The following is a 12,385-nucleotide window of genomic DNA, read 5'->3' as shown; positions in this document are numbered from 1 at the left end:
CTGTTCAATAAAATAAGACGGTCTGTTTCTGGGAATCACCCATTCCGGTGCTATACGTAACACCTTCCTTTATTTATGAACGGATGGTGAGGTATGTCTATGGTCATGGTGAACCTGAAAAAACTGATAGCCCGCTTGGATACAGGTACCCGCAAGGCGCTGGAAACGGCGGCTGGCGATGCCATGGGGCGTGGTCACCATGATGTGGAGATAGAACACTGGTTTAAAGCCTTGCTGACAGCCCGTAACCCCGAGCTGGAACAATTGGTTGCGGATATGCGTCTTGACCGTGGCCGCCTGGATGAGGATTTGCAGTCCCGTATTGATGGATTTCGTACCGGTAATGACCGTCAGCCAGGACTTTCTCCCGCCCTTGTGGGACTGGCCGAAGATGCCTGGCTACTGGCTTCGGTGAATTTCAACCGTTCCCGTGTGGGTTCTCTTGACCTTCTGCTGGCGGAGCTGGAGAGAGAAAACCGCAAAGTAGGCAGTGATACCCTCTCATCTGAGTTTGAGAAGATCTCTCTTGAAGGGCTGAAGAAACAGGCGTCCGCCAGCTCTGCTGATGAAATGAGTGGGGAAAGTGGAAAGGCTCCTGCTAGTGGCCCACAGGAAGGCGGGGCGCTGGATAATTTTACCATTGACCTGACCGCCCAGGCTAAAGAGGGCAGGCTTGATCCCGTTATCGGACGCCATGGGGAAATTCGCAAGACCATTGATATTCTCTGTCGCCGTCGCCAGAACAACCCTCTGCTGGTGGGAGATCCGGGGACAGGGAAAACAGCTATTGTCGAAGGACTGGCCCAGGCCATAGTGGCCGGTGAGGTGCCGGGCCGGTTAAAAGGAATTCAGCTGCGAACCCTGGACCTGGCTTTGCTGCAGGCAGGGGCAAGCATTAAGGGAGAGTTTGAGAACCGACTGAAGGATGTCATCCGCGAAGTAAAACAATCGGTAGAGCCGGTCATTATATTTATCGACGAGGCCCACACTCTCATTGGCGCGGGCGGGGCCAGCGGGCAACATGACGCCGCCAACCTACTGAAACCGGCCCTGGCCAGGGGAGAGTTCCGTACAGTCGCGGCAACGACATGGGCTGAGTATCACCAGTATATGGAAAAGGACCAGGCCCTGGCCCGGCGTTTCCAGACAATCCGGGTGAGCGAACCGACAGAAGATGATTGTGTACAGATACTCCGTGGCCTGACCAGTTCACTGGAACAACACCATGATGTCAGGATACTGGAGGAGGCCATGGCTGGTGCGGTTAACCTGACCGTGCGTTATCTGCCTTCACGACGTCTGCCTGATAAGGCCATCAGTGTACTGGATACAGCATGTTCCCGTGTGGCTCTTGCCCGCCATGCGCGACCGGAACATCTGGAATCCCTGGAGCAGGAGCAACGTCGTTTAAAGCAGGAAGTAGCATCCAGGGAGCGGGAAGCGCTGGTGAATGACAGCACCGGAGAAGATTTGCCAAACATTCAGAGTCGTCTGAAAGATATACATGGACAACTGGAAACACTGAATGCCCAGTGGCAGAAAGAGCAGGCACTGGTTCAGGAACTGACAGAGCTGCAGCAGATCATTGATACCCAGTTTCGGGAAAGCCGTGATGCTGTGGATGAAAGCGTCCGCAGCCGTTACCGGGCCTGCCGGGAAGAGTTATCCAGATGTCAGGGAGAATCAGGGCTTATGCCGACTCAGGTGTCTGAAGAGGTGATTGCCGATGTGCTCTCGTCCTGGACAGGGATTCCCCTGGGGAACATTGTCTCCGATGAGATGAATCGTTTGAGAACCCTGGAATCACGGCTGGCGAAACGGGTAATTGGGCAGAAACATGCCTTGGAGGCTGTAGCGGAAAGTCTGCGGGTGGCCAGGGCAGGGCTGACTGATCCAAGCCGGCCTATTGGTGTACTGTTTTTCTGTGGCCCCAGTGGTACGGGAAAAACAGAAACCGGGTTGGCTTTGGCGGATATTCTGTTTACCGGCGAGCAGGATATGGTGACCATCAATATGTCGGAGTTCAAGGAGGAGCATAAGGTGTCCATGCTGCTGGGAGCGCCGGCCGGTTATGTAGGCTATGGCGAAGGTGGCGTGTTGACTGAAGCCGTACGGCGCAACCCTTACTGCATTCTGATGCTGGATGAGTTTGAGAAGGCTCATCCCGGTGTCCATGATATTTTCTACCGTATTTTTGATAAGGGGCGGGTCAGTGACAGTGAGGGGCGGGAGGTGGATTTCCGTAATACTCTGATCATCCTTACCTCCAATGCCGCCGCCAGTGACATTGCCGAAACCTGCGATGTTGACAATGAAGCCGCCTGGCCTGAAACCAGAGAATTGCTGAATACCATTCGTCCGACACTGGAGCAGTATTTTAAACCGGCGTTTCTGGGACGTATCGAAACCATTCCTTTCTATCCACTGACCAGGGAACAGCTTAAGTCCATAGGTTCACTGGCCCTGGAGAAACTGAGTCGCAGGGTCCATGAGCATTATGGGGCGAGGTTTGAATGTGATGATGAGGTGCTTGAGCGGCTGGTTGACCGCTGTGATGATCCCAATATAGGTGCCCGCGCTATTGAACATGCCATTAACCGGATAATGCTGCCAACCCTGGCTTCTGCCTGCATTGCCCGTATGGGGGAGCGAATGGAAATTACAGCTATTACTGTGCACTGGAATCAGGATTCGGGCATAAGTCTTGAGATTGTTTAACAAAGTCTTAACAAAGTCTGATTTGTGTGCGGGGTCGTTTGCTTTTGTTCCGAGTGTTGTTGATGGCAGTCATTGCCCGAGTGGAACCCCGTTTCATTAATCAGAATATTAAAGTCGGATTCAGATGCTTCTGAAAGAAAAAAGGTGCCTGTATTTTTATCACTACTACGATACATGAAACATGTCAGGGCATGTGCCTTGTTTATTCCGGTGAAATAGAGGTAAATGACACATGAAACAGGGGATCTACAATATTATGCTGGGAATTTCTCTGCTGGGAAGCGGCGTTCAGGTGATCGCCGGACATACTGGCCCTCACAATGAGCAGTGCGAAAAGGAAATAAGAAGCGCAGAAATCAGGCGGGATGTGAGCTGTTATAGAGCCTATGAATTTCCGGCCGACTCAGGGCAGTGTACCGCAGAGTGTAGTTCTCCCGGAGTCTGTACCTGGCCGTTGGGGTATCCGAAACAAGCCAACTGCCCTTGATCTTCTGCTCAGCGAAAAGAACCGGGATTATGGGCTGCAAGTCGTCAATCGTGAATAGTCTTCAGCCGGTCATTAAGATATAAGCGGCTGAAGTCTTGTGTCTTTTTTAATGATGGAGGATCTGGCGGCGGGAATTAGTCCAGCTAAGGTCCGGATTTTCAGAAACCCTGTCTTCTATCTGCTGGAATTTGCTGATCTCTTCATCGGTCAGGAAATGCAGGCAATCCCCACCAAAGAACCACAGTAGATCCCGGGGAACCACTGGGGTTAGCTGAGGGTGGTTGCCAATAAAACTGAACAGCCAGTTCTGGCCCAGATGCCAGCCACCGGCGGGGTTGGCATCCAGCTCTTCACAGGCCGCCGTCAGGTTATGAATCAGTTCCTGCCGTTGTTCTTCCTGAACCACTTCCGCCAGTGCGGCAGGCAGTTTTCTGGAGAATTCTGCCAGTATCTGGCGGTGAAAAGTGAAAAAGTCCATTGCTTTCTCAGGTGTTTGTTCAGACATTTGAAAGGGCATCGTAAAAATGATCACAACCTAGAGAAGCCGGCAGGCAAGGTCAAGGGTTGAATGATCAAATACCGCAGGGCAGGGATAAGGGAATATTGGTTCTTCCCTTAATCAAATGGAAATCATGGTCTGTTTTTACAACCAGATATTATAAGATCGCCCTTTCGGATCAAGTAATGATTATGATGGAGTGAAATGAGCAACGCCCTGACCATACGCAAGCTTCGCAAGATTTACGACAATGGCCACGAAGCGCTGAAGGGGATAGACCTGTCTGTGACCGAGGGGGATTTCTTTGCCCTGTTGGGGCCGAACGGTGCTGGAAAATCTACGACTATTGGTGTGGTGTCATCTCTGGTCAATAAAACCTCAGGGTATGTGGATATTTTCGGCTATGACATTGATAAAGAGCTGGTTAAAGCCAAGTGCCAGATCGGTGTTGTGCCCCAGGAGTTTAACTTCAACCAGTTTGAGAAGGTGCAGGATATTGTGATTACCCAGGCCGGGTATTACGGTATTTCCGGTCGGGAAGCCCGCCGGCGCAGCGAGAAATACCTGGAACAACTGGGGCTGTGGGACAAAAAGGATACCCCGTCCCGTATGCTGTCCGGTGGTATGAAACGCCGGCTGATGATTGCCCGGGCGCTGATCCATGAACCCCGCCTGTTGATCCTTGATGAACCCACTGCCGGTGTAGACATTGAGCTGCGTCGTAGCCTGTGGGAGTTTGTTCAGGAAATTAACGAATCCGGCACCACGGTGATTCTCACCACCCACTATCTGGAAGAAGCGGAGCAGATGTGCCGCAATATCGCCATTATCAATGAAGGGGATATTGTTGAAAACACCAGCATGAAAGAACTGCTGCTGAAGCAGGACCGGGAAAGTTTTTTTCTGGACGTGCGTCAGCCGTTGCCAGAATCTGCGACCTTTGCCGGTTATGAGGTGCGCCAGGTGGATGCCCACACCCTGGAAGTGGAAGTTAAGAAAATCCAGGGCTTGAACGGGCTGTTCCGCCAGCTCAGTGACTACAAAGTGGATGTGGTCAGTATGCGGAATAAATCCAATCGACTGGAAGAGCTGTTTGTAGGGATGACTGGTCCTCGGGGTTGATTGACCAGATGGTTCCCCAAAGCCGGATAGAACACATTTAAAATATTTTCTGAGATTATTTACAATATCATGGGTATTCAACAAAGCTGGATAGCTTTCTGTACGATTTACATAAAGGAAGTCAGGCGTTTTCTCCGTATCTGGCCCCAGACCCTGCTGCCGCCGGCCATTACCATGGCCCTGTACTTTGTGATTTTCGGCAATGTGATTGGCAGCCGTATTGGCACTATGGGTGGCTTTGATTATATGACCTTTGTGGTACCCGGACTGGTGATGATGTCTGTGATTACCAACAGCTATTCCAATGTATCTTCAAGCTTTTACAGCAATAAGTTCCAGAAGAGTGTGGAGGAGCTGCTTGTCTCTCCGGTACCTAACTGGATTATCCTGCTGGGTTATATCGGTGGTGGCGTGACCCGTGGTTTGATGACTGCGGGTATTGTGATTCTGTTGTCCCTGTTCTTTGTGAATTTCCAGGTGTATAGCCTGGGTATTACCCTGCTGGCGGTGGTTTTGACCGCGCTGATGTTTGCCCTGGGCGGGTTTATCAATGCTCTGTTTGCCAAAAGTTTTGATGATGTGTCCATTATTCCTACCTTCGTCCTAACCCCGCTGACCTATCTGGGTGGTGTGTTTTACTCCGTATCGGTGCTTCCAGAGTTCTGGCAGGGTGTGTCCCAGGTAAACCCGATTCTTTATCAGGTGAATGCTTTCCGATACGGCATGTTGGGCTACAGTGGAGTGGTTGATCTGACGGTGGCCTTCACCATTATGGTGGTGGCTGTTGTTGTATTGTTCACGGTGTCGTTGAAACTGTTGAACAAAGGTAGAGGTCTGAGAAGCTGATTAAAGTATGAGTAATACGGTTAATGATTCCCCCCTGGGCCAGCACAGTGAATACGTCAGCCAGTATGACGCAAGCCTGCTGTTTTCCATTCCCCGCGGCCCCAAATGGGAGGCCCTGGGACTGGACCAGGGCAACCTGCCGTTTACCGGCATTGATATATGGAATAGTCCTGAGCTGTCCTGGTTGAATGAAAAGGGCAAGCCGGTGGTCATGGCTGGTGTCTTTGTGCTGCCCTGTAATTCTCCCAATATTATTGAGTCAAAGTCGTTCAAGCTGTACCTGAACTCCTTTAACCAGTCCCATTTCTCCAGCACCTCTGTCGTGCGTGATACCATGGCCCGGGATTTGTCTGCAGCCGCTGGCGCGCCGGTTAAGGTTTACCTGAAAAGCATGACCGAACTGGAACAGCTGGGTATGGAATCCGCTGAAGGGGAGTGTATTGATGATCTGGATATTGCTATCGATACTTATACGCTGGAAACCGGATTTCTGAAAACGGACGACAGCCAGCATGTGTCGGAGTGTCTGCATACCCATTTGTTGAAGTCTAACTGCCCTGTGACCGGTCAGCCGGACTGGGGCACCCTGGTTATTGACTACACCGGCCCAAAAATTGATCGGGAAGGGTTACTGAAATATATCTGCTCTTTCCGTCAGCACCAGGATTTCCATGAACAGTGTGTGGAACGCATTTTTATGGATATGAAACGGTTATGTGGAGCCCGGCAACTGACAGTGTACGCCCGTTATGTACGTAGGGGCGGGCTGGATATTAATCCCTGGCGCAGTGACAGTGGCCGGGAAGAAACCAACCGCCGCCTGGCCAGGCAATAAGCTCCATCAATAGACTTCGCTGTTTAACACCCGTTCTTTCAACTGGCGGGTGGCTTTATCCAGAGCTTTCAACACCCTGGTGCGGGAAATGGATTCCAGCCGGGTGGTATCCATATAAAGGGAAAATCCCTGTACCTCCTCATCCAGCCAGGTTTGGCGGGCTCCCAGATCCCGGCGAAAGTCCATCACCTGGAACACCTGGACCGGCTGGTGCAGGCCCCGCACAGACAGCGGCGTTCCCTTGCTGCAGAGAATATGGTCTTCCACCAGAAAATGGGTTTCTTCGGTGATCATAATCTGGTTGGAGTCCGCCATACCCTCCAGACGACTGGCGAGGTTTACCGCCCGGCCAACAATGGTGTAGTCCTTTCTGTCCCTGGTGCCGAAATTACCCACGTTGCAGTAACCGGTACTGATGCCCATACGGATATTCAGGGGGTGGGTGATACCCAGACTGCGCCAGTGCCGGCGAAGAAATTTCAGGTGACGGCGCATCTCAATGGCCATAGCAACGGCGGCCCGGGCATTTTCCCGGTCACCGAGGGAAACCGGGTCTCCGAAGAACACCATAAGGCTGTCGCCTATAAACTTGTCGATAGTACCGCCGTGGCGCAGGGCTATCTGGGACATTTCATCCAGATAGTGGTTGAGTATTCTGGCCAGTACATCCGGCTCCAGCTCATCGCTGAGTTGGGTAAAACCTTCGATATCGGAGAAAAACACTGTCAGGCGACGACGGCGGGTTTCCGGATTCATCAGCTTGAGGCTGTTTTTGTTGATCAGTTCCCGTACCTGGGGCGAAAGGTACTTGGCCATGATGTTAGCTTTCCATATTTGTTTCTGCAGAGCCTGCCGTTCGCTTGTCATGTCGTTGATCAGGTTCTGCCTGCTCTTCCTGGTTTGCCAGGCAGTGGTCATCAGGGAGGCCAGCAGGCCAGCAAACATAATGGCAGAAAGTTCTACGGGAGAGGCAACCAGTGGTGAGACCGGATGTGCTGCCCAGGCAATTAAACAGCCGCTGAAAAACAGGAAAGTCTGTACCAGGCTGAAGGCGGCGCCTTTCAGGCTGATAGCGACAACCAGGATAATAATCATATAACCGGCGATCACTGTCAGGCCGGGATGAAGATAAATAAGAAAGGCACCCAGCAGCCAGCTGTCGAGGCCCATTTCAATTGTTTTACGATCAGGTTTTATATTAGGAAAGCGCTTCAGCAGGGCAAAGCTCAACCAGGGGAACAGCAGCGCCAGGGGGACAAGCCAGATATTGCTGGCCTCTGTCTGTTTATTCAGGAGTCCGGCTATAACCAGTACCGCCGCTGTTATCCAGGGCAGATAACGACAGCTGAGCCACAGACGTTCCTGTTGCTTTCTGTCTGAGATTGATGCTGAACAGTAGGTGTTGGTCTGGGAAGGTTGCACCATAGGAGGCTTAAACCAAGCATATAATTGTTTCCGGTCAAGATTATCGGTTTCCTGGCTGACTGTCGATGTCAACCTGGCAACTGCCAGACTGCTTTCCCGCTTTTGGCCGATGAAATTTCATTATTCTTCGCCAATATGACATATGTGAGAATGGGGAAAGTCTGTGTGGGATTGCTTTAAAAGGCAGTGTACGAATAAAAGGCTATACTCTGGCGGGATTTCCAGCTTGTAGATGTAGAGTCGTTCATCATGTCAGGTTATTTCAAGTACATATCCGCTGTCTCTGGCACTTTTATGCTCCTGTTTATGTTCGCGGGTAAAGCGTCTTCTCTACCCACCTGCGATGCTCCGACAATGAGTCCGGTATCGAAATCTTATGGTTCTTTACTGCCCGTTTGCACCCAACAGTCTAACGATACCCTGTATCCAGACGGTGTTATTGGGCGCAAAGAAGACGGCTATGGGCAGTTTTATTTTGATCCTCAGCTTCCATTACCTATGGGGCAGGTCGGAATGGGCATATCCTTGTGCAAGGAAGGCACTATTCTTACAAATACAAACTGGGCTGACCGCTGTGACTCAAGGGAGATGTCGACGGATGTGAAATATGTCTATATAAAAGTTGGAAATCTTAATGGTGTTTATCACACCTATTCGCAATGTGATATTCATGTTGACAAGAATGGGAAATGGTACAAAGGGGATTGTCATGATTGCGTTCCCTCCGGGTATGGCAATTATGAGGGGCGGGTTCAGCTCGGGCAATGCCTGGCCTGTACTACCAATGTTGATTTATGCGGTGTGAACCATAATGGCGACATCAATACCTGTTGCTTTGAGTCTCCAGCGAATAATCTATTCGAGCCTTTAAGCTATGACAAAGGGTGTTGTAACGGTATCGACCATGTGAACTCCATTTGGGGCTTCAGGAACAATAGCTGCTGTTTCGTGAATCGTGGTAGCAGAATGGTTCCAGGTTGTGTTACATCGCAGTTAGGTCATCCGGAATTTTGTGATGACAATAAAGGGGCAGGGAACCACAGTTGTTGCAGGTAAAGAGGTGGGCGTTAAACCCACCCGCTGCGGAAGTTAAAATTGTCCTGAGCCATACTGGTCAACAGGATGCCTCAGGCTTCCGGTTCTTAAGCTTATCGGTTTCCTGACTGAGAGTTGATGTTTACCCGGACAACTGCAAACAATACATTCTCGTTTCCAGCCGCTGCCGTTATTATTAAGCTCAAATATGACATACGCGAGAATGGGGGAAGTGTGAACGGACTAAAGCAGTTATTGTCTCGGGTGTCGGTACCACTGTTAACTGAACCGGGGCCGAATGAAGAGCAATATGACCTTCTAATTCGCTCTGCCCTGCGGGCTCCCGATCATGCCCATCTCCAGCCCTGGCGTTTTATCCGAATAACCGGCGACCGCCGTCAGGCTCTGGGGAATATTCTGGCAAGGGCTGGCCTGGAAAGAGATCCAGATTTAACCGAGGCTCAGCAGGAGCGCCTGCGCAAAGCCCCGTTGCGTGCCCCCGACCTTTTATTGCCGATACTGTGCCCGGTGGAACATGAAAAGGTGCCGGAGAGCGAACAGTTTCTCTCGCTGGGTGCGGCTGTGGGCAATATTCTTAATGCGGCCCACTATCTGGGCATAGGTGCCATGTGGCGAACCGGTATAGCGAGTTATGAGCCGCTGCTGGCCCGAGAGCTGGGCCTGGAGAGCCACGAAAAGCTTTGCGGATTTATCTATCTGGGGACGCCCCAGGGAAAAATTAAAGAGCTGCCGGTAAATGATCCGAAAAAATTTCTGTCCAAATGGTAGGGGCTGAAAGCTATCGCTCTGTCTGATTGATTTTTCAAATAAGGGGAGTGCTGTCAATAGAATGGCTTCTCCTCCATTATTTCTGCTTGATCTCTCTTTTTATATAGCCCCACTGAATATGCCTCCGTAACTGCGATTTCCAAATGGTGGAAGCCTGTCCAATCCCCCTGAGTATGCTTTAGGAATAACTGTGGTTCTGAAGGGAGATAGAGAGATGAGCGTACTCAGGGATATGCTGGCGGCGCTGGGGGGAGATCACCACCTGCTGGCCGGTATGCAGGACGGGGTCACCATGGCCGCCCACAAGAACATACCCCAGGAGCTGCTTGAAGGCATTTACGCCCAGGCGTTCAGCCACTATCAGGCGGAAAATTATCAAACGGCCCGTAGCCTGTTTCTTTACCTGAGTTTTCAGGACCACAAAAACCCTCGCTTTCTTGCCGGATTTGGTGCCTGTTGTCTGCAGTCCGGCCAGGCAGAGCAAGCTGTTCAGGTGCTCCAGCAGGCCGTGGCCATGGACTTCGCCGATCCGGGGCCAGCCCTGAATCTGGCTCATGCCTGGGAAGAGCTTGGAAGGCCGGATAAGGCCAGGGAAGCTCTGCTGGTACTCCGGGCCAGGGCGGCCAGGAACAGCCATTACCAGCCCCTGAAAAAGATTGCAGATAACATGCTGCAGCGTCTGACACCGGCCACGGGAGAGTAATTATGACTCAGGTTAACGGATACAATGGCATTCAGCAGCTGCACAGGGACGATCACCATCAGCAGGTTATGGATAAGCAGCCCGGCCGGATCGGTGGCGGTATGCTGGATGCCGGAACGGGTGGTATCAGCTTTTACAGTGCCGGCGTAGAACCCGCTACACCCGGAGGTCGGGCAGTACCTTTGGCATCACCGGTGCCGGGGGCGGAAGGGGCGATTTCCGGTATGGATCTGAATCAGCTGCAGGCAGTGATAAATGGTCTGAGGACTGAGTCTGATGAGCGTATGCAGGAAACCCAGGAGCAGAACGCCCTGACCAATCGTCAGAAAGTGCAGGATACCAATGAGAAGCGCGTCAGCGAACTGGAAAATCAGCTCGACCCGGCCAGCAACCAGAAGGCGGATGAATGCGCAACAGCGAAAATTGTACTGGGAGCTATTTTCTTCCCCGTTGGCGCGGGATTAATCGCGTCGGGGGCTATGGACAAGGTGGCCATACAGAAAACAGGGGAAGCCCGGCAGCAGGTGATGGAGCAGGCCTATGGCCCCGGTCTGGCCATGGTGGAGAATTTCCAGAAGGATTATGAAGAGGATTGCATTCACTGCGCCCTGAAAGATCAGCCCGTGAACCCTCAGAAACATCTGGCCCGCCTGAACTTTATGGAGGAGCGTGGCATTATTTCTGCGGAGCTCCATGAGCAGCTGACGGAAATGGTACGGGAGCACGCTTCCCCGGAAGCGGTGCAGAAACAGATTCTGAGTGATGCCATTCAGGGGCATGTGGCTGGTTCAGAGTCTGTTGATGGTATTGAGTCCCTTCAGCAGCAGATTACGGATGTGGGCGGGGATGATATTGATGATGCCATTAGTTCTGCTGACTATGACCTGGCCCAGGCCAAGGCCATGCGCAATAATCCGGACGGTGATTTTAACGAATTCCTTATGCAGCTGGCCCGTCAGATGGAGGAAGAAAAAGAGGGGATGAGAAAGGTTGAGGAGGATATTGAAGCCGCCAAGCAGGCGATTTTCTCCGGTGGTGCTGATCAGCAGTACCAGCAGAGCCAAATGCAGAACCCGATATAAATCCTGCCCTTCTTCTTCCCTTAACGTTCACTTTCCTTAATAGGATATGATGGGACATCGTCAGGCTCAATAAGACATATGCCGATGTTCCATTCTTCAAAAAAACAACGCTCTTCTTATCAATCCATTGTCGTGCTTACCGGCGCGGGTGTGTCGGCAGAATCTGGTATCCGTACCTTCAGGGCATCCGACGGCCTTTGGGAAGACCATGCCATTGAAGATGTTGCAACCCCTGAGGGCTTTGTCCGTGATCCAGCCCTTGTTCACCGGTTTTACAATGCCCGTCGCCAGCAGCTTGGGAGTGTGGAGCCTAATCTGGCCCATAAGACTCTGGCGGAGTTTGAGCAGAATTATTCCGGTGAGTTTCTTCTGGTCACCCAGAATGTGGATGATCTCCATGAGCGGGCAGGATCCCGAAGCCTGATTCATATGCACGGGGAGCTGTGTAAATCCCGCTGTCTCCACTGTCATGCCGTTGATGTTCATACCGGGGATATGAACCAGGATTCGGTCTGTGGTCAATGCCAGAAGTCTGGTGGGCTGAGGCCACATATTGTCTGGTTTGGGGAAGTGCCTTTGGCCATGGATGTCATTGACCGGCACCTGTCTCGCTGTGATCTGTTTATCAGTATTGGTACTTCGGGCAACGTTTATCCCGCCGCAGGGTTCTTTATGCAGGCCAGAGCCGCAGGGGCGAGAACCGTTGAACTGAACCTGGAGGCCAGTGCCAATGCTGATGCCTTTGACCACTGCAGGACGGGCCCTGCGACGGCTATCGTGCCTGAATTTTTTCAGAATCTTCTCTAAAGTTACCTTTTGTTTCACTTTTGCGCTGTCAGCCAGA

11 protein-coding genes are annotated in these 12,385 nt (G+C 51.7%); 9 read left to right on the top strand and 2 right to left on the bottom strand.

Annotation, left to right across the window (positions count from 1 at the left end; all coding sequences use genetic code 11):
• Nucleotides 1-93: 93 nt before the first annotated feature.
• Entirely contained in the window at nucleotides 94-2,718 is a 2,625-nt protein-coding gene (tssH, locus tag ACY2RQ_RS12290; RefSeq protein ID WP_490113272.1) for a type VI secretion system ATPase TssH, read from the top strand.
• A 593-nt stretch (nucleotides 2,719-3,311) separates the two neighbouring features.
• Here the strand turns inward: tssH and ACY2RQ_RS12285 are convergent.
• Complete coding sequence (locus ACY2RQ_RS12285) at nucleotides 3,312-3,710, bottom strand: PA2817 family protein (protein ID WP_490113271.1); 399 nt, start codon at nucleotides 3,708-3,710, stop codon at nucleotides 3,312-3,314.
• A 198-nt stretch (nucleotides 3,711-3,908) separates the two neighbouring features.
• On the opposite strand from ACY2RQ_RS12285, the gene ACY2RQ_RS12280 reads away from it, so the two are divergent.
• The 3 genes from ACY2RQ_RS12280 to queF all read left to right on the top strand — a co-directional run bounded on the left by ACY2RQ_RS12280 (nucleotide 3,909) and on the right by queF (nucleotide 6,507).
• Nucleotides 3,909-4,826, top strand: coding sequence for an ABC transporter ATP-binding protein (locus ACY2RQ_RS12280; protein ID WP_490113270.1), 918 nt, complete (start codon nucleotides 3,909-3,911; stop codon nucleotides 4,824-4,826).
• A gap of 69 nt (nucleotides 4,827-4,895) precedes the next feature.
• Nucleotides 4,896-5,672 (top strand): ABC transporter permease, encoded by a 777-nt coding sequence (locus tag ACY2RQ_RS12275; RefSeq protein ID WP_490113269.1) that lies wholly within the window; start codon nucleotides 4,896-4,898, stop codon nucleotides 5,670-5,672.
• 7 nt (nucleotides 5,673-5,679) lie between these two features.
• Nucleotides 5,680-6,507, top strand: a complete 828-nt coding sequence (queF, locus tag ACY2RQ_RS12270) for an NADPH-dependent 7-cyano-7-deazaguanine reductase QueF (protein WP_490113268.1) — start codon at nucleotides 5,680-5,682, stop codon at nucleotides 6,505-6,507.
• A gap of 6 nt (nucleotides 6,508-6,513) precedes the next feature.
• Here queF and ACY2RQ_RS12265 read toward each other — a convergent pair whose 3' ends face one another.
• Nucleotides 6,514-8,004 carry an adenylate/guanylate cyclase domain-containing protein gene (locus ACY2RQ_RS12265; protein WP_490113267.1) on the bottom strand — a complete coding sequence of 497 codons (1,491 nt, stop codon included), beginning with the start codon at nucleotides 8,002-8,004 and terminating at the stop codon, nucleotides 6,514-6,516.
• Between the two features lie 222 nt (nucleotides 8,005-8,226).
• Between ACY2RQ_RS12265 and ACY2RQ_RS12260 the strand changes: the two genes are divergently transcribed.
• The 5 genes from ACY2RQ_RS12260 (at nucleotide 8,227) to cobB (ending at nucleotide 12,348) form a co-directional block, all read left to right on the top strand.
• Nucleotides 8,227-8,988: a hypothetical protein gene (locus ACY2RQ_RS12260; protein ID WP_490113266.1), complete on the top strand. Its 762-nt coding sequence runs from the start codon at nucleotides 8,227-8,229 to the stop codon at nucleotides 8,986-8,988.
• 213 nt (nucleotides 8,989-9,201) lie between these two features.
• Complete coding sequence (locus tag ACY2RQ_RS12255; protein ID WP_490113265.1) at nucleotides 9,202-9,756, top strand: nitroreductase family protein; 555 nt, start codon at nucleotides 9,202-9,204, stop codon at nucleotides 9,754-9,756.
• 214 nt (nucleotides 9,757-9,970) lie between these two features.
• Entirely contained in the window at nucleotides 9,971-10,459 is a 489-nt protein-coding gene (locus ACY2RQ_RS12250) for a tetratricopeptide repeat protein (RefSeq protein WP_490113264.1), read from the top strand.
• Between the two features lie 2 nt (nucleotides 10,460-10,461).
• Entirely contained in the window at nucleotides 10,462-11,541 is a 1,080-nt protein-coding gene (locus ACY2RQ_RS12245; RefSeq protein WP_490113263.1) for a hypothetical protein, read from the top strand.
• 78 nt (nucleotides 11,542-11,619) lie between these two features.
• Complete coding sequence (gene cobB, locus ACY2RQ_RS12240; protein WP_490113262.1) at nucleotides 11,620-12,348, top strand: Sir2 family NAD+-dependent deacetylase; 729 nt, start codon at nucleotides 11,620-11,622, stop codon at nucleotides 12,346-12,348.
• Nucleotides 12,349-12,385: the final 37 nt, after the last annotated feature.

This window comes from Parendozoicomonas sp. 209JJ7-1 (genome assembly GCF_058147085.1).
This window is presented reverse-complemented; position numbering and strand designations above follow the sequence as displayed.